Source organism: Paraburkholderia sp. EG287B, assembly GCF_040965595.1.
Lineage (GTDB): Bacteria > Pseudomonadota > Gammaproteobacteria > Burkholderiales > Burkholderiaceae > Paraburkholderia.
In genome coordinates, this window is record NZ_JBFRCG010000004.1 from 274,907 (window position 1) to 297,354 (window position 22,448).

Consider the following 22,448-nt stretch of genomic DNA (forward strand, 5'->3'; position numbering starts at 1 on the left):
CAGTGCGTCTCAAGCAACTCGATTTGATCAAATACGGCAAGTTCACCGATACGACTCTGCCGTTTCCCCATGCGGCGCACGATTTCCACGTCATCGTGGGGCCGAACGAAGCGGGCAAGTCCACGGTGCGGACCGCCGTGTCGGAGTTGTTGTTCGGCATGCGCCTGCAAACGCCGCTCGACTTTCTCCATAACACGCCGGAATTGCGCATTGGCGGCGTGCTGGAAAACGGCGCGGCCGAGCAACGATTTCATCGCGCGCGCGGCCGCAACTCGCTGCGTACTCCGCAGGACGACAAACTGCCCGACGACTTTCTCGCCGCATTTCTCGACGGCACGAGCAAGGAGTTCTTCGAGCAGATGTTCGGCCTCGATCATGCGCGGCTCGTTGAAGGCGGCCGCAGCATTCTCGACGCATCGGACAAACTCGGCCAGGTGTTGTTCGAATCGGCGGCGGGTGTGGGTAGCCTCGGGCCCGTGCGCGAGGAACTCGAGAATCGCGCGGCCGAACTTTGGGCTCCGCGACGCAGTGGCAGTGCGTATGCACAGGCGGAAACATCGTTCGCCGAGGCAACGAGCGAACTGAAGGCCGCGCAGGTGCGCACGCGCGATTGGGTCGAGAAGAAAGACGCGCTCGAAGCGGTCGAACAAGCTATCGAGCGGTTGCGCGCCGAGCAGCGCAGTCTCGAATCGCAGCGCTCGAAGCTCGAACGCGTGCGCCGCCTCGCTCCCTATATAGAAGAGCTTTCGCTCAAGCAGCACGAGTTGGCCGCATTGGGCGAGGTCGTCGATTTACCGCCCACCGCGCATGCCGATCTGTTGAAGGCGCAAGCCGACATCGCCGCCGAGCGCAAAGTGCAGCAAGCGCGCCAGGCCGATCTTGCGGGCAAAGAAGCGTCACGCGATGCGATCGAGCCCGATCGTGCGGCACTTGCACTCGCCGCCGAAATCGACGCGCTCGACACGCTGCGCGGCGAATGCGTCAATCATCTGCGCGAATTGCTGGTGCGTGAGACCGAGGTCCGTAACTATCTCGACGCCGCATTCGCCGCTGCGGCCCAGCTAGGCTGGCCGGGTGACGAAGCCGCATTGCGCGCGGCATTGCCCGGCGCGCTCGCGCTGAAGACGGTGACGAACCTGCTGCGCGATCACGGTCTTCGCGAGCAGGCGCTCACTACGGCACGCGAGGCATATGACGAACAGACGCGCAAGCTCGCTCAATTGCAGGAGCAGCTTGTGCGCCTGCCCGGTATCGACGTGCCGCATGCGTTGCACGCGGCGCTCGACGATGCGCGCGAATTCCGCAACAGTGTGACGAAGGAAAGCGCGCTCGAACGCGAACTGGCGGACGCGCAGCGCACGGTCGAAGAGAAACGCCAACTGCTGGGCCAGTGGAGCAAGCCGGTGCCGGCGTTGCGCGCGCTCGACCTGCCATCGGTCACGCGTCTGGCCGCACTGCAAAAGGAAGAAAGCGAGCGCATTAGCGCGGTGGCCGCAGCGCGAGAAGCGGCTGCGGCCGCGCAAGAAGAGATCGAGCGATTCGAATTGCAGGAGACGCATTTCACGCAGGGCAACAAGGTTGTCACGACCGCCGAAGTGCAGGCGGCGCGCACGCGCCGCGACAGCGCGTGGGACGAAGTCAGGCAGGCGCGCGTCAGTCTCGCGGATGGCGCACCCGCCGTGGACGACGCGATGCGCCTCGCCGACGAACTCGTCGACGCGCAACTCGGTACCTCGCAGGCGGCGGCTACATTGCAGAACTTGCGTCAGCAAGTCGAGACGGCGCGCGCGAATGCGCAGCGCAAGCTTGCGGCGCTGAGCGAACGCGAGCGCGAACTTGAAGCCTTTCGCAATTCCTGGACGCAAATTGCCATTGACGCGCAACTGGCTGGCATGACGCTTGCGGACATGGGCGCGTGGCTCGCGAATCGTGAAGCGGCCCTCAACGCACAGAGCGAAAGCGATCGCCGCGCGAGCGAGCTCGAAGCGCGTCGAGCGGCGCGCATCGCCGCGCATGCGGCGCTGCTCGAAACCTTGCGCCCAGTCGCACAGGCAAACGAAGACGATGCGCTGACGACGCTGATCGGCATGGCGGAAACCGTCGTGCAATCGGCTCACAAGAGCGCCGTGCAGCGCGAAGGTCTGGAAACGCAGATTCGCGACGCCGAGCGTGCGAGCGAAGCTGCACAATCCCGTTTGACGATTGAACAGGACGCCTACGCAAAGTGGCAGACGCAATGGCGCGAGGCGCTTGCGCAAGCGAATCTCGGCGCACGCGCGGCGACGCTCGCGGAGGCGGAAGGCGCCGTCGAACTCGCCAATGCCATTGCGGCCGCTTTTTCGGATGCCGAAGCACCCCGCAACCGCATTCGCGCGATTCGCATGCAATTAGCGATGCTGGAAGCCGACGCGCGACGCCTCGCCGAGACGCTCGCGCCCGAATGGCCCGCGTCGAGCGACGGCATCGACGTGGCGCGTCAGCTCGCGGCGCGGCTCGCAACCGCGCGCGAAACGGCGAAATCTCTCGCCCAGGCCGATGCCGACGTGCAGGCCGCCCGCACGCGCGTAGCCGATGCCGCCGCGGCGGTAGCGGGCGCACAGGCGCGCATCGAGCCCATTCTGAAACTCGCGGGCGTGAACGAAATCGACGCGGCATTGCCGCTCGCCGAGCGTTCCGACGCGCGTCGCGCGCTGTCGAAAGCGATCTCGGCGGCGCGGGACACGCTCGTGCGCGAAGGCGACGGACTTGCACAGGATGCCATCGCGGCAGAGATTGCGGAGCAGCCCATCACCGAGGTACCCGCGCTGCTCGCAACCGTGAACCAGCAACGCGAAGCGGGCGACCGCGCGTTGAGCGAGTGCCTGCAGCAACAGGTGAGCGCGAGGCAAGCGTTCGACGCGATCAACGGCCAGGCCAAGGCCGCGCTCGCCGAAGCGAAGCGCCAGGAAGCCTTGAGCGCCATGGGCGACGCCGCGGAGCAATATCTCGAAGCCGCGACCGCGAGCCGCCTGCTCAAATGGGCAACGGATCGTTATCGCGATCAGAAGCAGGGGCCGATGCTGCGTCGCGCGGGGGAAATATTCAGGGGACTCACGCTCGGTGATTTCGCGCGGCTCGTGGTCGATAACGAACGCAATCCGCCGGCATTGCATGCGCGCCGCAGCACCGGCAAAACCGTGGAAGTGAGTGGAATGAGTGAAGGCACGCGCGACCAGCTTTTTCTCGCGCTGCGCATCGCGGCCCTCGAATTGCAGCTGGTGAGCAAGGCGGCGCTGCCCTTCGTTGCCGACGATCTCTTCATCAATTTCGACGACGAGCGCGCAAAGGCCGGTTTCGCGGCATTACGGAATCTCTCCGCGAAAACCCAGGTGTTGTTTCTCACGCACCACGATCACCTTTTGCCCATGATTCGCGAGATATTCGGCACGCAGGTCAATGTCGTCGAATTGCAGCGCACGCCTCTCGTTGCGTAGCGGTGCGAATGTTTCTCAATGAGAATTCATGGGAACTTTGTTTGCGGAACGATCAATAATCTGATCAGGAAACATGTTTTTCACTACAAAACATTCGTTTAAATTTGCCAGCTTGCGGGATTTGACTTCATAATCACCTTGTCTTTCGCGACGCCCCGGCCGACAAGATCGCAATTCGATCGGCCAGTGATGGTTGAAGGGTGTCCGTAAAAACCGTGAATAAGGAGGTGTGAATGGTCACCCTGGATGCAATTCAATCGAAGATCGCAAAGCTGCAAAAGCAGGCCGAATCGATCGTGGAAAAACAAACGTCGGTCGGTCTCACGAAAATTCGCGATCTGATGGCCAAACATGGCCTTAGCGTGGCCGACATCGAACGCTTCGTCGGCAAGAAGCGTGGCCGCAAACCTGGTAAAGGCGTCAAAGCCGCAGGTCCGAAGCGCACCGTTGCGGCCAAATATGCCGATCCGAAAACGGGCGCCACGTGGACGGGCCGCGGCCGTGCGCCGGCATGGATCCGCGACGTGAAAGACCGTTCGAAATTCCTGATCGACGGCAGCGCGGCGAAGGCCGCGACCAAGGTCTCACGCAAACCGCGCGCCAACGCCGCGGCAGTGAAAAACACCGCGGCGAAGCGCACCAAGGCCGCACTCGCAAGGAAAGCCGCCCCCGCAAAACGGGCGGCGCGTAAAACGGCAGGCCGTCGAGCCGCCGCAAAGCCGGCACAAGCCGCAGCGGCTGCTTAATTAAGTCGCTGAAAAAAGCGCACAAGCGAAATTCGCTTTCGAACCGGTGGCCGCGCCGGCGTTTCGACGCCCGCGGCCACTTTCACATGAGCGGCGCGTAACGACGCGCGCCTATTGCCCTGATCGTCACCGATGTCCGGCCTTTCTTTTTCCTCGGGCCTTCTCGCGCCCCATCTGCAGTCGCTCGACGTCCTTCAATTGCTCGGCATTGCGGTTGCGCTCGTGTTGGGCGGTATGGTGAAGGGCGTGACGGGCATTGGCGTGCCGCTCGTGGCCATGCCCATCGTCACGCAATTTTTGCCGGTCAAGGAAGCGGTGCTGCTTCTGTCCATGCCGATCATTCTCGGCAATATTCCGCAGGCGCTGGAGGGGGGCGAAATGCTGCCTACCGTGCGCAATATCGCGGCGCCGTTAATTGGCACCGTGATCGGCAATGTGATCGGGGTTTCCGTGCTGATCGCGCTGGAGCCGCATCACGCTCAGGCGGCCTCGGGCGTGGCGTTGATCGTGGCGGCGTTGCTGTTGCTCGTCTCGCCGCGATTCAAGCTCGCGCCTGCGCTCGCGCGGCCAGTGGGTTTCGCGCTCGGTTTCGGGGCGGCGCTCATGGAGAGCATTGCCGCCGTGCCGGGGCCCTTGCTCGCCATGTATCTGATCGCGTCGGGCGCCACGGGCCGCGCCTTCACGAAACAGATCGCGATCATTCTCGTCGTTTCGGTCATCACGCTCATCACGACGTTCAGCCACGGCGCGCACGCCAATCTCGTCGATCTCGCGATTTCGGCGGCGGCCAGCGTGCCCGCCATCGCGGGCATGCTGCTCATTCGACCGTTGCGCGACCGCTTGCATCCGCTCGCGTTTCGCGTGGTCGTGCTCGTGTGCGTGCTCGCCGCGGCCGTGCAGATGATCGTCAAATCGCACGTGCTGTTTTGACGATCGCTTGACTCAATGGCTGATCGATTCGAGCGAGAGCCCGCGCGTCACCGGCCCTAGCAGAATCATCACGATGCCCACGAGCATCGAAGCGCCGATGAACACCGCGACGCCAGGCACACCGTAATGATGGAGCAGGATGCCGATGGCCAACCCCGCGAACGCGGCAGCAATGCGGCTCCACGAGTACACGAAGCCGACGGCGCGCGCGCGGATACGCGTCGGGTAAAGCTCGGCCTGGTAACCGTGATAGGCATAGGACATCACGTTCGAAGCGAGCGTGAACAGCACGCCCAGCACGATCAGGACCCACGGCTGCGTGGCTTGCGCGAATAGCGTAATCACCACGGCCATCATCAGGAGGCCGCCGACGATCTGCGTCTTGCGCTCCAGCTTGTCGGCGAACCACACGCCAATCAGCGGCCCGAACGGATTGGCGATGGCAATCACGAAGGCGTACGCAAGACTCTGCGTGATGTGGACGCCGCGCGCGATCAGCAGCGTCGGCACCCACGCGGCGAAGCCGTAAAAGCCGATCACCTGCGCCATGTTGAAAATCGACAGAATCACCGTGCGCCGCAAATACGGTGCACGCAACACTTCGCCAAGCGAGCCGCGCCCGGCCTTTTCAAGCGAGATCGCCCCGAGCGGCGGCAGAGCCGTGCCCGTTTCGGCGCTGACGCGCCGCTCGATGTCTGCAACGATGCGTTCCGCTTCGTCCTCACGGCCATTGCGCGCGAGCCAGCGCGGGCTTTCGGGAATGCTCCGGCGCAGGAACCATACCACCACCGCGCCAATCGAGCCGATCAGGATCACCACGCGCCAGTAGTCGAGGCCGATGGGATGCGAGTCCTTGAGGATATAGGCGAGAAACGCGACCACGGGCACCACGCTGAACGTGATGAACTGGTTGACTGCGTAGGCGCGGCCGCGCTCGCCGCTCGGGATCAGCTCGGAAATATACGTGTCGATGGTCACGAGCTCGATGCCAATGCCGATGCCCGCAATGAAGCGCCAGATATTGAGCGCCTGGCCACTCGTCTGAAACGCCATGATCGCCGTGCAGACGATGTACCAGATCAGAGACCACGTGAAGATCATGCGCCGCCCGAACCGGTCGGCGACCTGGCCGAACGCGAGCGCGCCGACCCACAGCCCGGCGAAGGTCGAGAATACGAAGGTGCCGAAGCCGGCCACCTTGAGCGGCCCGAGTGCGGAAAAGAAGCCGAGCGATTCCGGTGTGAAGAGACCCGAATGCACCATGCCGGGCGCGACATAGCCCGTGAAGAAGAGGTCGTAAAACTCGAATACGCCGCCGAGGGACAGCAGAATCACCATCGACCAGACTGTGCGCGACGGCGGCAGCCGGTCGAAACGGGCGGCAATTTCCGCCGATTTTTCAATGGACATCCCGATTCCTCATTACATTTTGAAAGCGTGTGGGGAACAAAATGTGCCTGCATCGATGTATTTGCATGGGTAGCGCGCGACGTATGCAAATACTGAAACAGGCCATAGCACGCACTTTATTGATGCCGGGACATCGAAGCACCTGGTTGAAACCCAAATGCGTTGCGCTTATGGCAATGCCGCGCTTCGCAATGCCGCTCATGCCAACGCAAGCGGCAACGAATCGGCACGCTTTACGCGATGCTCGCGCCTGTGTGGCTCACGCGGTTGCGGCCGGCGTGTTTGGCCGCATACAACGCGGCATCGGCGGCTTCGATCAGCGCATTGGGGGACGACGCAACGATCGCGTCACGGGTGGCGCAGCCCGCGCTCACCGTGACGAGGCCGCCTGCGGCGGGAGAGGGAATGCCGAGCTGCTCGACGGCGGCGCGTGCGCGTTCGGCGAGCGCCGCGGCTTCATCCGCGCCGGTACCGGGCAGGACGAGCGCGAATTCTTCGCCGCCATAGCGCGCGACGAAACCGCCGGGCGCGTGCAGCGTGCTCGCCAGCGTGGCGGCGAGCGCGCCCGCGACGGCGCCGAGGCAGGCGTCGCCGTGCAGATGGCCGAAGGCGTCGTTGTAGTGCTTGAAGTGATCGACATCGAGCATCACGAGCGAGAGCGGCTGGCCGCTGTGCGCGGCGCGCTCGAAGGCCTCGCGGAACTGCTCGTCGAAATAGCTGCGGTTGTAGACACGCGTGAGCGCATCGCGCGCGGAGGCGCGGATCAGCGTCGCGTGTTCTTCAGCGAGCTGGCGATAGAGCGCCGTCACTTCCCACACCAGCACGCACACGAGCACGCCTGGCGCGAACATGCTGAACACGCGCGCGACATACCAGCCCACCGTGAAGCGCTCGATGCTCAGCGTATTGAGCGCGGCGTCGACGAGCGAGGCGAGCAGCGCCACCACGATCCACAAATCGAGCACGAGGCGCAGCCGTCCCTTGAGCAGCACGAGCGCGATGGCGATCAGGTTGAGCGCGCAAATCACTAGGCCCGCGAGATTGTTCGCGATGGCCGACGCCGGCGAGAAAGCCGCCGCCGGCACAGCGTCCGCAACGTCGTGAAACGGCGAGGCGAGATCGACGTGCGTGACGAGCACGCCGAGCAGGGCCGCGACCGCCGCCGGGCCCGCGATCAGCAGCCAGCCGCGCGCATCGAGCCGTTCGCGGGTGAACGGCGGGGCGGGCAGGCGCTTTCTCACCAGTTCGGCCACGATGACGAGCGCGGGAAAGCCGGCGTGCCAGAACACCCACATCCATGCAGCGCTATACGGGAGCGCGCCGAGCAGCCCCGTGCGCGCGAACACGCCAGGAAACATCAACAGCTGCAGCGCAACGGTAATGGCCGTGAACGCGTAGGCGCCGCCCAGCGCGGCGAGCATGGCCACGCGCGTGGCCGCGAAACGTGCGCCCAGCAGGAACGCCGCGATGCTCGACGTGGTGAACACTGTGAGCGCGCACATCGGCATGAACGGGGCGATGCCGGGCAAGGCGTCGCGCGCACGCGGCGCCGCGAGCGCGAGTGTGAGGAGGATCGCAAACGCGCATACGCTGGCGAAGAGCGCCTGCCTGCGTGTTGCCGGACCGATCAGCAAGCCGTCCATATGATGACTTTTGGGTCGATGCGCAACTCGAGAATTGTGATCGTGGCGAGGGGCCGCTCGCGTCCGGAAAGCAGACTAAATTGACTGAAGGTATTGTGCTCCGAATCGGCTAAATAGTGGGGCACGGATGCACGAGCCCAGTTATATTGAGTTTCGGTTTTGAGCGCGCTACATTGGGCGCGCGAATTTCAGCGTCGCGCGATCGGTGGTCGCCACGCGCGGGCCGGTTTCATGTAATTTGCATGTAAGGATTGCTGATGATGCATCGCGTATCGCGCGACCACCGCGAAGGCTATGGCTGGCTCGGCGGTCGTGCGGGCCAGACGAGGCTCGGCTGGTCCGCGTTGGGGTTGGCTTGCGTGTTCGGCGCGCTGGCTTTCGTTTCCACTGTGCCGTTCGATGCGCGCCTATGCGCCGTGATGTCGAGCGCGTGCCTCAATCTCTTCATCGTCGTCTTCGGCACGCGGCTGTTGGCGGCGCGCGCGCCAGCCGGCGAACCGGTCGCGAAGACTGCGCTGCACCTCGTGCGCCTCGCGTTCCAGCGCAATTCGGAGGCCGCCGACATGCGCGGCCTGCTGCGGTCGCTTCCGTGGCAAGGGTGGATCGCGCCGCTCGCCGCACTCGTTTCGCTTGCGTTCGCGATCTCTGCGTGGACGTCCCCCGCCTATGCACCAACGGTTTCGCAACGTGAATCCGCGCCTTTTCTCGTCGCGGGAGCCGCTGCGCTCGTCATCGCTTTTGCGGCGCTCGTGGCCGAGCGCTTTCATGCGCAGCGCGCAGCGCAGTCACGCGAATCCGCCGCGCTCGCAGGGTTGTTGCGCGTGGTGCTCGTCGCGGCGTTGAGTATGACGGCATCGGTCGCGGCGCTGGCTTATGCGGGCGAGCCGCTTACGTGGCTCGTGCGTATCGTCGCCCTGCTTTCCGGCGTGATTGCCGTCGAACTCGGCCTGCGTGCGCTGCTCGCAGCGTTGGCCAAGCCCGACGAGGACCGCCTCCTGCATAGCAGCCTCGCGGGCGTGCTGAGCGTGCAGGCACGTCCGGTCGCCGCACTCAACGCCCAATTGCGTATGCGCTATGGCATCGACCTGCGGCAGAACTGGGCGCTCCAGAGCTTCGTTCGCCTCCTGCCCGGCGCGCTGGTGGCCATGGTGGTGGTGGGCTGGCTACTCGGCGGCGTGACGATCCTCGGCCCCGATCAGCGCGCTGTGTACGAGCGCTTCGGCGCACCCGTCGCCGTGTGGCAGCCGGGCCTGCATGCGGGCCTGCCCCGGCCCTTCGGCCGCGCGCGCGTGATCGACAACGGCGCGGTCCATCAACTGATCGTCTCGGGCAGCGCGAACGACAGCAGCCGCGCCGCACCTGCCGTTTCCGCCGATGGCGACACACCCGCGCAATTGAATCGCCTGTGGGACGTGGCGCATCCCTGGGAGACGACTCAGGTGATCGCCGGCACGAGCGGCGCGCAGCAGGCGTTCCAGATCGTGAGCGCGGACGTGCGGCTCGACTATCGCGTCGGTCTCACGGACGCCGCAGCGCGCGCGTCGCTCTATCGCGCGGTCGACATGGACGACACGGTGCGCTCGATCGCGAACCGCGAGGTCGTGCGTTACCTCGCGTCGCGCACGCTGCCGTCGCTGCTCGACACGCCGCAAACGGCCATGGCCGGCGCGTTGCGCGGCGCCGTGCAGCACGAGCTGGACCGGCTCGCGAGCGGCATCGAGGTCGTGGCCGTGGTGATCGAGAGCGTGCACCCGCCCGCGGGCGCGGCCGCCGCGTATCACGGCGTGCAGGCTGCGCAGATTCGCGCGCAGGCCAGTGTGGTGCAGGCGCATGGCTTTGCGGCGACGGCGCTCGGGCAAGCGCAGCAGCAGGCGATCGAGACCGTCGCGCTGGGCAGCGCGAACGCGGCCGACTCGCTTGCCGCCGCGCGCGCCCAGCAGATCGGCTTCGACGCCGATGTGATCGCGCAGCAACTCGGCGGCCCGGCATTCGGCTTCGAGTATTACCTGCACAGCCTGCAAAAAGGGCTAAAAAACGCGAGCGTGACCGTGATCGACGATCGGCTCGCGAGTGGCACCCGCGCGACGATCGACCTGCGCACGTTGAGCCCGGCCACGGCGGCAGGCATGAAGAAGGCGTGGTGACCCGTTACCCCATAGACAGAGCAAGGTGATTCGAACGTGAGTCTTTTGCATACGCACGGCGATGCGCATTCCCATCATCATCCTGACCACGGCGCACGCGGCTCCGGTGGTTCAGTCGGATCGGCGCCCGTGAATCCGCGGCGTTTTGCGTTGCGCGTGGCGTTCGCGCTGTTCTGCGTGATCGTCGCGCTCATCGTGGCGAGCGTCGTGCAGGTGCGCGAGGGCGAGGCCACTGTCGTCACGCGCTTTGGCGACCCCGTGCGCGTGCTGCTGCGGCCCGGTCTCGCGTGGCGCCTGCCCGCGCCCATCGAGGCCGCGGTGCCGGTGGACCTGCGCCTGCACACGACTTCGAGCGGCCTGCAGGACGTCGGCACGCGCGATGGTTTGCGGATCATCGTGCAGGCCTATGTGGCCTGGCGCGTGCCCGCCAACGCGAACGACATTGGCCGCTTCGTGCGCGCGGTGCGCAACGAACCCGACGAAGCCGCGCGCCAGATTCGCTCGCTGGTCGGTTCGGCCTTGCAGACCACGTCGGCCGGCTTCGATCTCGCCTCGCTCGTAAATACCGATCCGTCGCAGGTCCGCATCGGCGCATTTGAAGAGGCGCTGCGCCGCCAGGTCGATGCGCAGGTCTATGCGGCCTATGGCGTGCACGTCGTGCAGGTGGGCCTCGAGCGTCTCACGCTGCCCGCCGTGACGCTGGCCGCGACCGTCGATCGCATGCGCGCCGAGCGCGAGACCGTGGCCGCGCAGCGCACGGCCGAAGGCCTGCGCGAAGCGGCGCAGATCCGCTCGGACGCCGATCGCGACGCGCGCGTGCTGATCGCCGACGCCAACGTGAAAGCCGCCGATATCGAGGCGCAATCGCGCAAGGATGCCGCGGCGATCTACGGCAAGAGCTATGCCGCCGATCCGCAGCTCTATACGATGCTGCGCTCGCTCGACACGCTCGGCACGGTCGTCAATAGCAACACGAACCTGATCCTGCGCACCGACGCCGCGCCGTTCCGCGCACTGGTGCAGGGGCCGCCCGGGCTCGGTGCGGCCACGGCGCCGTCGGGCGCGGTCGTTGCGCCCGCAACGACTGCGCACGCTCGCGGACACACGCCATGAGCACGAGCGACAACGTCCCGGCGCTCGGGCCCGGCGCGCAGGCGGTGCGTCTGTCGTTCTGGTTCGTGGCGGCGCTGGCCGTGCTCGCGGCGCTCGCGTGGGCCACGTCGAACGTGCGCCGCATTCCCGCCGACAGCAGCGCCGTCGTGATGCGGTTTGGCGCCTACGTGCGCAGCCAGGGCGCGGGACTGCTCGTCGCGTTGCCGCGGCCGTTCGAAACGGTGCTGCTCGTGCCGGGCAGCGAGCGTGTGCTCGAGCGGCGCATCGTCTCGCTCGCGCGCGATCCGGGTGCGCCCGCGCAACTGAGCGATGCCAGCGACGCGCTCGCGGGTTCCGGCTACGTGCTCACGGGCGACAACGGCGTCGTGCAGGTGAGCGCGACGCTGTTCTACCGCGTGAGCGACCCTTACGCGTATGCGTTGCAGCTCGAGCATCTCGACGCCGCGCTCGAGCGCATCGTCTCGGCCGCGGTGGCCCAAACCGCCGCGCAACGCGACCTCGATTCGATCCTCGTGGCGCGTCCGGAGATGGTGGCCGCCGATCAGCAGATGGCCGCGCGCCGCGAGCAATTGCGCGGCGATCTCGCGCGCGCGGTCCAGCGTCAGCTCGACGCGCTGACTGCCGCCCATGCGGGGCTCGGCATCGAGGTCTCGCGCATGGATCTGCAAGCGTCGTTTCCGGCTTCGGCTGTCGATGCGTTCAATGCCGTGCTGACTTCGCTGCAGAACGCCGAGCGCGATGTCGCGCAGGCGCGCACGCTCGCCGAAAAGACGCGGCAGCACGCGCAGCAAAGCGCCGACCGCATCGTGCAGGACGCGCAAGCGAGCGCGGCGGAACGCGTGGCGACGGCGCAGTCGGAAACCTCGACGATCGCGCAGCTCGAAGCGGCACTCGGCGCGAACCACGATCCGGGGCTGCTTGCGCGCGCGTATCGCGACCGCGTGCAGGCGGTGCTCGCGCGCGCCGCGCGCGTGACGACGCTCGACCCCAACGACGCATCGAGCCTCGTGCTGCCGGGGCGCGCGCCATGACCACGCCATACGAAACGCCGACGAGTCATCGCCCGCCAGGCGCCGCGCACGAGGCCAAATCCGCGCACGCACACGGCCACGCGCGCGAAGGTCACGAAGGCCATGGAGGGCCATCCGTCGCCACGCTCGTCATGTCGGACGCCGAGCGCCGCGCCATCACGCGCCACACGTTGCTCGCGCTGTTCGCGGGCGCGTTGCTGCTGCTCTCGCTCGCGTGGCCGCATCTGGCGCGCGGCAGCGCCACGCTTGCGCAGATGCTGGCGGCGGCGGCCTCGCTCGTGGTCGCGCCGCCCGTGTTCGCGGGCGCGTGGCGCAGCCTCCGGACGCCGAGTCTGCACGGCGTGACCGACCGCCTCATCGCGCTCGCCATGCTGGGTGCCTGGGCCGTAGGCGACATGACGACGGCCGCGCTCCTGCCCATCGTGATGACCTTCGGCCACGCGCTCGAAGAGCGCAGCGTGCTCGGCTCGCAGGAAGCGATCCGTGCGCTGGGCCGCCTCACGGCCGGCGACGTGCGGCGCGTGAGCGCCGCGGGCGCGATCGAGACCGTGCCCTACGACGCGCTGCGCCCCGGTGACGTCGTCGATGTACTGCCCGGCTCGCGCGTGCCCGCGGACGGCATCGTGCGGCACGGCCGCTCGGCTATCGACAACGGGCCGATCACGGGCGAATCGTTGCCTCAGGACGCGGGCGAGGGCGCACGCGTCTTTGGCGGCGCGATGAATCTGGACGGCCCGCTGCGCGTGGAGATCACGCACGTCGGCAAGGCCTCGACGCTGGGCAAGGTCGTCGAGTTGATGCAGCGCGCCGAAGCCGCGAAGCCGCCCATCACGCAGGCGCTCGAACGCTATATGGACGCCTACCTCGCGCTCGTACTGCTGATCGCGGCGATCGTGTGGTTCGTGAGCGCGAACGCTTCGGCCATGCTCGCGGTGATCGTCGCCTCGTGTCCGTGCGCGCTCGTGCTGGCGGCGCCTTCCACCGCGATCGCCGGCATTGCGGCGGGTGCGCGGCGCGGGATCCTGTTCAGGAATGCGGCCTTTATCGACGCGCTGGCCGAGATCGATACGCTCGTCATCGACAAGACGGGCACGCTCACGCACGGCGAATTGCGCGTGACGACGGTGATGCTGCAGCCTGGCGCGGACGAAGCCACCACACTGGCGCTGGCCGCGCAGCTCGCCCAGGTCAGCGCGCATCCCGTGTGTCGCGCGCTGCTGCGTTACGGCGCGCCGGGAGAGCCGCAAACCGAGCCACCCCCGCACGCGCGCGAACTGCGCGGCCTCGGCGTGCTCGCGACGATGCCGGAAGGCGAGGCCGTACTGGGCCGCCATGACCTGCTCGAACAATACGTGAGCGCGCTGCCGCCCACGCCCGCGCAGCTGGACGGCCCATGCGCAGGCATCGCACTCAACGGCCGCCTGCTCGCATGGTTCGGTTTCGCCGACACGGTGCGACCGGAAGCCCGCGAAGCGCTGGACGGGATGCGTGCGCTCGGCATCGAGCGTGCGACGCTGCTCACGGGCGACCGCGAGCGCGTGGCGCGCCGCGTGGCCGCCGAAGTGGGCATCGACACCGTGGTGGCGCACGCGCTGCCGCACGACAAACTCGACTATGTGCTGGGCGAGATCGGCGCGGGGCATCGCCCGATGGTGGTCGGCGACGGTCTGAACGACGTGCTCGCGATCAAGGCCGGTGCGACCAGCGTGGCGATGGGCGAACGCGGCATCGATATCGCCGTGGCCGCCGCCGATATCGTGCTGCTCGCCGACGACCTGCGCCGCGTGCCGGACAGCGTGCGCCTCGGGCGGCGCTGCCGGCGCATCGCGACGGCGAATGCGGCGATCGGGCTCGCGTGGACGGTGGCCGTCATCACGCTGGCGGCACTAGGCGTGCTGAGCGCCGTGGCGAGCGCGGTGCTGCACAACGTCGGCACGTTCGTGGTGATCGCGAATGCGGGGCGTCTCCTGCGCGAGGAATGACGAACGCGGTTAGTGCGGCACCGCCGTCAAGGTGCGCAACTGCTCCAGCAGCTTCACCGCCGGGCTCGGCAGAATGCCGTGGCGCCGGCGAAACGCGGTGAGCGTACGCCGGCCCTCGACTCCCGGCATGTCCAGCGTATCGAACACACCCGCCTTGCTTTCCGTGAGGTACATCGTCGATGCCATCCAGCTCAGGAACCCGGAGCGCGCCACGAGGCTCTTGAGTGCCGTGATCGAGCGCGTTTGCACCACCACGTTCGGCAGGCCCAGCCCTTGCGCCGCGAAGACCTGCTCCATGTGCTCGAACGGCGCCGTGCCGCGCGGCGGAATCGCCCATTGCTCGTTCAGCGTGTCTGCGAGCGTGAGGTCAGGTTTCGCGCGCAACGGATGATCGTGCGCCGCCACCACGTAGCTGGAATCCTCCCAGCGGCAATCGCCGATCGCTGCGATTTCGTCGGTATCGGGCACGGCCATGCTGAGCGCGAGATCGATCTCGCGTTTGACGAGCGCATCCGCGAGCCGGTCCCACACGCCTTCGAGAATCTCGACGCGCAGCCCCGGCCAGCGCCGCAGCACGCCGCTCACGGCGAGCGGCAGCACGAGGCTCGCAATGCTGCCCACCGCGCCCACGCGGATCGTGCCGCGCGCGAGGCCGCGCATGGCGTCGATCTCCTCGCGCGCCTGCTCGGCTTCGCGCTGCAGCAGGATGGCGTGCGGCAGGAGCGCCTCGCCCACGGCGGTGAGGTGCATGCCGCGCGAATGCCGCTCGAACAGCGGCGCGCCCACTTGCTCTTCGAGGCGGCGGATCGCGCGCGAGAGCGCTGGCTGGGTCACGTGCAGCGTTTCCGCCGCGCGCCCGAGACTGCCCGCGGACACGATGGTCGCGAACGCCTGGAGTTGCTGGAGGTTGTAAGTCATGCCCAAAGGTAATGGCTTTTGGCGAAATCCGCAATTTTCGGTTACCCGCAGCGTCGCGATAATGATCCTCCATTGAACGACGCGCTTTTTTCGACAGGAGGCCTTGGATGACTGGCAGCGCGCCTCAGCAGAACCAGCGGAACCAACAGAAGCAGGACACCACGGCGCCCGGCGGCGCCTTTACCGTGCGTGACGCGGTCATCGACTTCGCGCGCCGCGTGGGCATGACCTCGGTCTTCGCCAACCCCGGCTCGACCGAGCTGCCCATGTTCCGCGACTTTCCCGCCGACTTCCGCTATGTGCTCGGCCTCCAGGAAGCGGTCGTGGTCGGCATGGCCGACGGCTACGCGCAGGCCACCGGCAACGCGGCGCTCGTGAACCTGCACTCGGCGGCGGGCGTGGGCAACGCCATGGGCAACATTTTCACGGCGTTTCGCAACCGCACGCCGCTCGTCGTCACGGCGGGCCAGCAGGCGCGCCCGATCCTGCCGTTCGACCCGTTTCTCGCGGCCACCCAGGCCACCGAGCTGCCGAAGCCCTATGTGAAATGGAGCATCGAGCCGGCGCGCGCGCAGGACGTGCCGCTCGCCATTGCGCGTGCCTATGCGATCGCCATGCAGGAGCCGCGCGGCCCGGTGTTCGTGTCGATTCCCGTGGACGACTGGGACCAGCCGGCCGAACGCGTGCCCGAGCGCGCGCTCGCGCACACCACGCGCCCCGAGCCCGCGATGCTGGCGACCATCGGCGCAGCGCTCGACGCGTGCGCGCGCCCCGTCTTCGTGGTGGGCGGCGCGGTGGATCGCGCGGGCGCGGCCGACGAGGTGGTGCGGCTCGCGGAGCGCCATCGTGCGCGCGTGTTCGTCGCCCCCATGACGGGCCGTTGCAGCTTTCCGGAAAAGCATCCGCTGTTCGCGGGCTTTCTGCCGGCCATGCGCGAGCGCATCGTCGAGCTGCTCGGCGGGCACGATCTCGTGTTCGCGATCGGCGCGCCGGCTTTCACCTATCACGTGGAGGGCCACGGGCCGCACGTGCCGCCGGGCGCCGCGCTGTGCCAGTTGATCGACGATCCGAACACCGCCGCGTGGACGCCCGAGGGCATGGCCGCAGTGGGCAATGTGAGGCTGGGCGTGCTGGATCTGCTGGAGCGGCCCGCGCCGGCCGTCGAACGTGCGATGCCCACGGCGCGCGCCGTACCGCCCCGCGCCGTGCCGCCGGCTGAGCCGGGCGAGCGCATGTCGGTTGCCTATGCGCTGCAAACGCTCGCCGAAGTGCGCGACGCGGGCACGACCGTCGTCGAGGAAGCGCCCAGCTCGCGCCCGGTGATGCAGACGTATCTGCCCTACGAGCGCCCCGGCACGTTCCTCACGATGGACAGCGGCGGCCTGGGCTACGGCATGCCCGCCGCCGTGGGCGTGGCGCTCGCAAGGCCTGGCGAGCGCGTGATCGCGCTGATCGGCGACGGCTCCAGCATGTACTCGATCCAGGCGATCTGGAGCGCGGTGCAGCTTGAACTCCCGATTACTTTCGTCATCCTGAACAACACGCGCTACGCCGCGCTACAGGACTTCGCGCCGGTGTTCGGTTTCGCGCCGACCGACCCGGTGCAGGGCACCGACCTGCCGGGGCTCGATTTCGTCACACTGGCCGCGGGCATGGGCTGCCCCGGCGTGCGCGTGAGCGAGGCCGGGCCGTTACGCGATACGCTTGGCCGCGCGCTGGCCGGGCAGGGCCCGAAGCTGGTCGAGCTGCTCGTCGCCTGAACGGTGCGCGCGCAACCCATCGAATTCACGTAAAGCGAGGAAAAAGGACATGCAAACCGTAACGATGCTGATCGACGGCGAAGCGGTGCAGGCACGCAACGGGGCGACGTTCGAGCGCCGCAATCCGCTCGACGGCACGGTGGCGAGCCGCGCGCCCGCAGGCACAGTGGAAGATGCCGTGGCCGCCGTCGATGCCGCCGCCGCCGCCTTTCCGGTGTGGTCGGCCATGGGCCCGAGCGAACGGCGTGCGTTGCTCACGAAGGCCGCGCACGCGCTCGAAGCCAAAGCCGAAGCGTTCGCCGCCGCGATGGCCGCGGAAACCGGCGCGTCGGGCATCTGGGCGGGCTTCAACGTGCATCTCGCGGCGGCGGGCCTGATCGAGGCCGCCGCGCTCACCACGCAGATCGGCGGCGAGCTGATTCCCTCCGACGTGCCCGGCAGCGTCGCCATGGGCGTGCGCCAGCCGGCGGGCGTCGTGCTCGGCCTCGCGCCGTGGAATGCGCCGGTGATCCTCGCGGTGCGCGCTATCGCGTTGCCGCTCGCGTGCGGCAATACCGTCGTGCTTAAGGGCTCGGAGATCTGTCCGGCCACGCACGGTCTCATCATCGCGGCGATGCAGGAGGCGGGCCTGCCGCGCGGCACCGTCAACTTCGTGACGAATGCGCCCGCCGACGCGGCGCGCGTGGTCGAAGCCATGATCGCGCACCCGAAGGTGCGCCGTGTGAACTTCACGGGCTCCACGCGCGTGGGCCGCATCATCGCCGAAACCTGTGCGCGCTATCTGAAGCCTTCGGTGCTCGAACTGGGCGGCAAGGCCCCGCTCGTCGTGCTCGACGATGCCGATATCGAAGCGGCGGCGCACGCGGCCGCGTTCGGCGCGTTCGCCAACTCCGGGCAGATCTGCATGTCGACGGAGCGCATCATCGTCGATGACAGCATTGCCGACGCCTTCGTCGCGCGTCTGGGCGAGCGCGCCCGCGCGCTGCCGCTCGGCGACCCGCGCAAGGGCCCGGTCGTGCTCGGCTCGGTGGTGGACATGAGCACCGTCGAGCGCTGCAACGCGCTGATCGACGACGCGCTCGCCAAAGGCGCGACCCTCGTCTGCGGCGGCAAGGCCGACAGCACGCTGATGCCCGCCACGCTGCTCGACCACGTCACGCCCGAGATGCGCCTCTATCACGACGAATCGTTCGGCCCCGTGAAGGGCATCGTGCGCGTGCGCGGCGAGGACGCTGCGATTGTCTGCGCGAACGACAACGCGTACGGGCTTTCGTCGGCGGTGTTCAGCCGCGATACGGCGCGCGCATGGCGCGTCGCGCAGCGCATCGAGTCGGGCATCTGCCACATCAACGGGCCGACCGTGCACGACGAAGCGCAGATGCCGTTCGGCGGCGTGAAGGAGAGCGGCTTCGGGCGCTTCGGCGGCAAGGCAGGGATTGCCGAATTCACCGAACTGCGCTGGATCACGCTGCAGACGGCGCCGCGCCACTATCCGTTCTAAGAGCGCGCCATGCATATCGCCATCCTCGGCGCGGGCGCGATGGGCTCGCTGTTCGGCGGCCTGCTCGCCGTTGCGGGCCATCGCGTCACGCTGCTCGACGTCGATGAAGCGCACCTGAAAGCGATCAAAGAAACCGGTCTGCGGCTCACGACCGATGCGGGCGAGCGCGTCGTCACGAATCTCGAAGCGCTGCGGCCGGAGGCGGCGACCACGCCGGCCGATCTGCTGATCGTCTTCACCAAGACGCTGCACGCAGGCGGCGCTCGGCGCGGCGCACGCCGTGCTCGGGCCGCAAACCGCATTGCTCTCGCTGCAGAATGGTCTCGGCAACGCCGAGCGTCTCGCGCAGTTCGCGGACCCGGCGCGCGTGATGATCGGCGTGACGACCTGGCCCGCCGACAGGAACGGCCCTGGCCGTGTGAGTTCGCACGGCGCGGGCGTGATCCGCCTGATGAGCGCCGACGGCGCGCATTCGCCGATGCTTTCCCGCACGGTCCAGGCGCTCAACGACGCCGGCCTCGCCTGCACCGTGGACGCCGATGTCTGGGGCGCGATCTGGGAGAAGGTCGCGTTCAACGCGGCGCTCAACAGCCTGTGCGCGGTGACCGGCTGCACCGTCGGCGAACTCACGAGCGTGCCGGACGGCGAGGCGCTCGCGCTCAAGATCGTCGCGGAAGTCGCGGCGGTGGCGCACGCGCACGGCGTGGCCGTGAACGAAGCGCATGTGGCCGACAACGTGCGGCACGCGCTCGCGCATCACCGCGCGCATCGGCCTTCGATGCTTCAGGACGTGCTCGCGGGACGCAAGACCGAGATCGAGGCCATCAACGGCGCGGTCGTCGAGGCCGCGCGCATGCGTGCGATCGCCGTGCCGAATACGGCAGCGCTGCTGCATCTCGTTCGTCTCGTCGATGCAAAGGATTCCGTATGAAATAGGCAGTCAACGTCGCACCACCATGACTAACGAATGACTGCGCGCTCACAGCGCAGCAAAGGAGACAATTCATGACTTATGCCACGCCCGCCCCCGCTTCGGGAGCGACGCCGCGCGAGAGCGACGCCATCGCCGGCGGGACGGTCGATATCGGCCGCACGCTCGACGAAGGCGCGTATTCCACGCTGCAGAAGTTCGCCGTGGTGCTGGCGGCCTTGTCGATCGTCGTCGATGGCTTCGACAGCCAGTTGATCGGCTTCGCGATCCCGGTGCTGATCAAGGAGTGGGGCATTACGCGCAATGCGTTCGCGCCCGTCGTGGCGGCGGGGCTGATCGGCATGGGCTTCGGCAGCGCATTCGCCGGCCTGTTCGCGGATCGCTTCGGACGCCGCTGGGCCGTGGTAGGCAGCGTGCTCGTGTTCGGCACGGCGACCTGCGCAATCGGCCTCGCGCCGAACGTGGCGGCCATCGCCGCGCTGCGCTTCATTGCCGGCTTCGGCATTGGCGGCGCGCTGCCGAGTTCGACGACGATGACGGCCGAATTCACGCCCGCGCGCTTTCGCACCTTCGCCGTGACGGCAACCATCGTGTGCGTACCGCTCGGCGGCATGCTGGCGGGCATTTTCGCGGCGCAAGTGCTGCCGGTGTACGGCTGGCGCGGGCTCTTTTTCGCGGGCGGCGTGCTGCCCCTCGTGCTCGCGCTCGTGCTGCTCGTGGCGTTGCCCGAGTCGCCGCGCTTTCTCGCACGCCGCCCGAAACGCTGGCCCGAACTCGTGCGCCTGCTCGGCCGCATGGCGCGCGAGGTTGCGCCGGACGCGGTGTTCACCGACGTGCGCGAACAAAGCGCCGAAAAGCACGTGGGCTTCACGGCGCTCTTTCGCGACGGCCGCGCACGCGACACCGTGGCGATCTGGTGGGCGTTCTTCATGTGCCTGCTCGCCGTGTACAGCGCATTCAGCTGGCTGCCCGCCATGCTGACGAGCGAAGGTCTGAGCGTCTCGCTCGCCAGCTACGGGCTGAGCGCGTACAACCTGGGCGGCGTGATCGGCGCGTTGCTGTGCGCGCTCGCCATTGCGCGCTTCGGCTCGCGCGGGCCGCTCCTGCTGTGCTGCGCGGGCGGCGCGGCGAGCGCCTGGGTGATGCTCGGCGTGGGCGCGACCCAGCACACGGGCTTGCTCATCGCGGGTCTCGGCCTGCACGGGCTGTTCGTCAATGCGGTGCAATCGACCATGTACGCGCTGTGTGCCTATGTCTACCCAACGGGCGTACGTGCGACGGGCACGGCTTCGGCGCTGGCGTTCGGCCGCGTGGGCGCGATCCTGAGCGCGTTTGCCGGCGCGGTGGTGATTACCGCAGGCGGCGCGGCGGGCTATCTGACGATGCTCGGCGCAGCCATGGCGCTGGTGCTGATCGCGCTGGCCGTGGTGGGCCGTCATATCCCGAAGCGCGCGGGACAGCAGCGGATTTGACCCATTCCTGAGACCGGACGATGGCGCGGACCCGCGCCATCGCGTTCGGTCGGCCAGTTCTTTCAATCAAGAGTCCTAAAAAAACGACACGTAACAAGGCTGCGTGTCGCCTTTTCACGCGTCGAATCGAAAACAACGTCCGGCTGGCGGCGAATCCGCGAGACCGGAACACCAGGAGAACACGGAGATCATGAAACTTCGGATCGCAGCAGGGCTGGCCTGCGCGGGCCTCAGCGTGTCGGCGTTCGCGCAGGGCAGCGTCACGCTTTACGGCATCGTCGATACCGGCATCGAGTACGTTTCGCACGCGAACGCGGCGGGTGACAGCGTGGTGCGCATGCCCGGCATTACCGGCGAGATGCCCTCGCGTTGGGGCGTGCGCGGCAGCGAAGGGCTGGGCGGCGGGTGGTCCACGATATTCGCGCTGGAGAGCGGCTTCAACATGCGCGGCGGCACCTTGAACCAGGGCGGCCGGCTGTTCGGGCGCCAGGCGTGGGTGGGCATGAGCAGTCCCTACGGCAGCCTGACGATCGGGCGTCAGTACACCATGACGTTCTGGGCGATCGCCGACGCCGATCTGCTCGGACCGGACATCTACGGCGGCACGGCTTCGTTCGACCAGTACTTGCCGAGCTCGCGCAGCGACAACACGATCGTCTACAAGGGCAGCTACGGCGGCTTCACACTCGGCGCGACGTGGTCGTTCGGACGCGATTCGGCCGGCACCGGCAATTCGCCGGGCCAGGGCACCTGCGTGGGGCCAGTGCCGGGCAGTTCGCAGTCTTGCCGCGAATGGTCGGCGATGCTGCGCTACGACCGCAATGGCTACGGCGTCGCCGCGGCCTATGACGAACAACGCGGCGGCCCTGGCGCGGCGGCAAACCTCTACGACGGCACGCCGACCTTCGCGCTGACGAATCCGGGCGACACCGACGTGCGCATCCAGCTCAACGGCTACGGCCATATCGGCGCGCTGCGCATCGGCGGCGGCTGGCTGGGCAGGCGCGTCGACACGGTTTCGGCTGAAACGCCCAACGTGCGTTCGGACCAGTTCTATCTCACGGCACAGTATCCGGTGACGGCGGCCTTTATCGTCGATGGCGGCGTGTACCGCATCGTCAACAGCGACCACGACACGCGCGGCACGATTGCGGCGCTGCGCAGCACGTATCAGCTTTCCAAGCGATCAGCCGTTTATCTGCAGGGCGCGTATTTGTGGAACAGCGCGAAGGCGGCCTATACAGTGAGCCAGGGCGGCGGCGGCACGACGCCCGCAGCGGGGGCGGGGCAACTGGGGATCATGGCGGGGATCCGGCACAGCTTCTAGGAATGCGGCGACCGGTGGCGGTGCCATCCCGCACTTTGTACGCGGACCTCATCTGAACGAGGCGAGG

At 67.5% G+C, this 22,448-nt stretch carries 14 protein-coding genes and 1 pseudogene; 12 read left to right on the top strand and 3 right to left on the bottom strand.

The window, feature by feature from the left end:
• Positions 1-2 precede the first annotated feature (2 nt).
• The 3 genes from AB4Y40_RS08785 (at position 3) to AB4Y40_RS08795 (ending at position 5,149) form a co-directional block, all read left to right on the top strand.
• Entirely contained in the window at positions 3-3,473 is a 3,471-nt protein-coding gene (locus AB4Y40_RS08785) for an AAA family ATPase (protein ID WP_368687349.1), read from the top strand.
• A 233-nt stretch (positions 3,474-3,706) separates the two neighbouring features.
• The gene (locus AB4Y40_RS08790; RefSeq protein ID WP_368687350.1) at positions 3,707-4,219 is read left to right on the top strand and encodes an H-NS histone family protein; all 513 of its coding nucleotides are present in this window, start codon (positions 3,707-3,709) and stop codon (positions 4,217-4,219) included.
• Positions 4,220-4,351: 132 nt separating this feature from the next.
• Positions 4,352-5,149 (top strand): sulfite exporter TauE/SafE family protein, encoded by a 798-nt coding sequence (locus AB4Y40_RS08795; RefSeq protein ID WP_368687351.1) that lies wholly within the window; start codon positions 4,352-4,354, stop codon positions 5,147-5,149.
• A gap of 12 nt (positions 5,150-5,161) precedes the next feature.
• Here the strand turns inward: AB4Y40_RS08795 and AB4Y40_RS08800 are convergent, their stop codons facing one another.
• Both AB4Y40_RS08800 and AB4Y40_RS08805 read right to left on the bottom strand, forming a co-directional pair.
• Entirely contained in the window at positions 5,162-6,487 is a 1,326-nt protein-coding gene (locus AB4Y40_RS08800; RefSeq protein ID WP_368687482.1) for an MFS transporter, read from the bottom strand.
• Between the two features lie 305 nt (positions 6,488-6,792).
• Entirely contained in the window at positions 6,793-8,202 is a 1,410-nt protein-coding gene (locus AB4Y40_RS08805; RefSeq protein ID WP_368687352.1) for a GGDEF domain-containing protein, read from the bottom strand.
• A gap of 257 nt (positions 8,203-8,459) precedes the next feature.
• Here AB4Y40_RS08805 and AB4Y40_RS08810 point away from each other — a divergent pair, with 257 nt between their 5' ends.
• The 4 genes from AB4Y40_RS08810 to AB4Y40_RS08825 all read left to right on the top strand — a co-directional run bounded on the left by AB4Y40_RS08810 (position 8,460) and on the right by AB4Y40_RS08825 (position 14,472).
• Positions 8,460-10,346 (top strand): SPFH domain-containing protein, encoded by a 1,887-nt coding sequence (locus AB4Y40_RS08810; protein WP_368687353.1) that lies wholly within the window; start codon positions 8,460-8,462, stop codon positions 10,344-10,346.
• 129 nt (positions 10,347-10,475) lie between these two features.
• Positions 10,476-11,459: a protease modulator HflC gene (hflC, locus tag AB4Y40_RS08815; RefSeq protein ID WP_368687354.1), complete on the top strand. Its 984-nt coding sequence runs from the start codon at positions 10,476-10,478 to the stop codon at positions 11,457-11,459.
• A complete protein-coding gene (gene hflK / locus AB4Y40_RS08820) occupies positions 11,456-12,490 on the top strand; it encodes a protease modulator HflK (RefSeq protein ID WP_368687355.1) in 1,035 nt (344 codons plus the stop codon). The genes hflC and hflK overlap by 4 nt, the downstream gene beginning before the upstream one ends.
• Positions 12,487-14,472: a heavy metal translocating P-type ATPase gene (locus AB4Y40_RS08825; RefSeq protein WP_368687356.1), complete on the top strand. Its 1,986-nt coding sequence runs from the start codon at positions 12,487-12,489 to the stop codon at positions 14,470-14,472. Before hflK ends, AB4Y40_RS08825 begins: the two co-directional genes overlap by 4 nt.
• Before the next feature lie 9 nt (positions 14,473-14,481).
• On the opposite strand, the gene AB4Y40_RS08830 is transcribed toward AB4Y40_RS08825, so the two are convergent.
• Positions 14,482-15,390 (bottom strand): LysR family transcriptional regulator, encoded by a 909-nt coding sequence (locus AB4Y40_RS08830; protein WP_368687357.1) that lies wholly within the window; start codon positions 15,388-15,390, stop codon positions 14,482-14,484.
• A 107-nt stretch (positions 15,391-15,497) separates the two neighbouring features.
• Between AB4Y40_RS08830 and mdlC the strand changes: the two genes are divergently transcribed.
• From mdlC to AB4Y40_RS08855, 5 genes and pseudogenes are all read left to right on the top strand, one after another.
• On the top strand, positions 15,498-17,150 hold the full coding sequence (gene mdlC / locus AB4Y40_RS08835) for a benzoylformate decarboxylase (protein ID WP_368687358.1): 1,653 nt from the start codon (positions 15,498-15,500) through the stop codon (positions 17,148-17,150).
• A gap of 49 nt (positions 17,151-17,199) precedes the next feature.
• A complete protein-coding gene (locus tag AB4Y40_RS08840) occupies positions 17,200-18,651 on the top strand; it encodes an aldehyde dehydrogenase (RefSeq protein WP_368687359.1) in 1,452 nt (483 codons plus the stop codon).
• A 9-nt stretch (positions 18,652-18,660) separates the two neighbouring features.
• Positions 18,661-19,582, top strand: a pseudogene (locus AB4Y40_RS08845) (ketopantoate reductase family protein).
• A 74-nt stretch (positions 19,583-19,656) separates the two neighbouring features.
• Positions 19,657-21,054, top strand: a complete 1,398-nt coding sequence (locus tag AB4Y40_RS08850; protein ID WP_368687360.1) for an MFS transporter — start codon at positions 19,657-19,659, stop codon at positions 21,052-21,054.
• 190 nt (positions 21,055-21,244) lie between these two features.
• Positions 21,245-22,381 (top strand): porin, encoded by a 1,137-nt coding sequence (locus tag AB4Y40_RS08855; protein WP_368687361.1) that lies wholly within the window; start codon positions 21,245-21,247, stop codon positions 22,379-22,381.
• Positions 22,382-22,448 lie beyond the last annotated feature (67 nt).

Excerpts from the sequence above, each read along its gene's own strand:
- AB4Y40_RS08805 (WP_368687352.1), bottom strand. The coding sequence starts at position 8,202 with ATGGACGGCTTGCTGATCGGTCCGGCAACACGCAGGCAGGCGCTCTTC.
- AB4Y40_RS08825 (WP_368687356.1), top strand. The coding sequence starts at position 12,487 with ATGACCACGCCATACGAAACGCCGACGAGTCATCGCCCGCCAGGCGCC.
- mdlC (WP_368687358.1), top strand. The coding sequence starts at position 15,498 with ATGACTGGCAGCGCGCCTCAGCAGAACCAGCGGAACCAACAGAAGCAG.
- AB4Y40_RS08850 (WP_368687360.1), top strand. The coding sequence starts at position 19,657 with ATGACTTATGCCACGCCCGCCCCCGCTTCGGGAGCGACGCCGCGCGAG.
- AB4Y40_RS08810 (WP_368687353.1), top strand. The coding sequence starts at position 8,460 with ATGATGCATCGCGTATCGCGCGACCACCGCGAAGGCTATGGCTGGCTC.
- AB4Y40_RS08795 (WP_368687351.1), top strand. The coding sequence starts at position 4,352 with ATGTCCGGCCTTTCTTTTTCCTCGGGCCTTCTCGCGCCCCATCTGCAG.
- hflK (WP_368687355.1), top strand. The coding sequence starts at position 11,456 with ATGAGCACGAGCGACAACGTCCCGGCGCTCGGGCCCGGCGCGCAGGCG.
- AB4Y40_RS08790 (WP_368687350.1), top strand. The coding sequence starts at position 3,707 with ATGGTCACCCTGGATGCAATTCAATCGAAGATCGCAAAGCTGCAAAAG.
- AB4Y40_RS08800 (WP_368687482.1), bottom strand. The coding sequence starts at position 6,487 with ATGGTGATTCTGCTGTCCCTCGGCGGCGTATTCGAGTTTTACGACCTC.
- AB4Y40_RS08855 (WP_368687361.1), top strand. The coding sequence starts at position 21,245 with ATGAAACTTCGGATCGCAGCAGGGCTGGCCTGCGCGGGCCTCAGCGTG.
- AB4Y40_RS08840 (WP_368687359.1), top strand. The coding sequence starts at position 17,200 with ATGCAAACCGTAACGATGCTGATCGACGGCGAAGCGGTGCAGGCACGC.
- AB4Y40_RS08830 (WP_368687357.1), bottom strand. The coding sequence starts at position 15,390 with ATGACTTACAACCTCCAGCAACTCCAGGCGTTCGCGACCATCGTGTCC.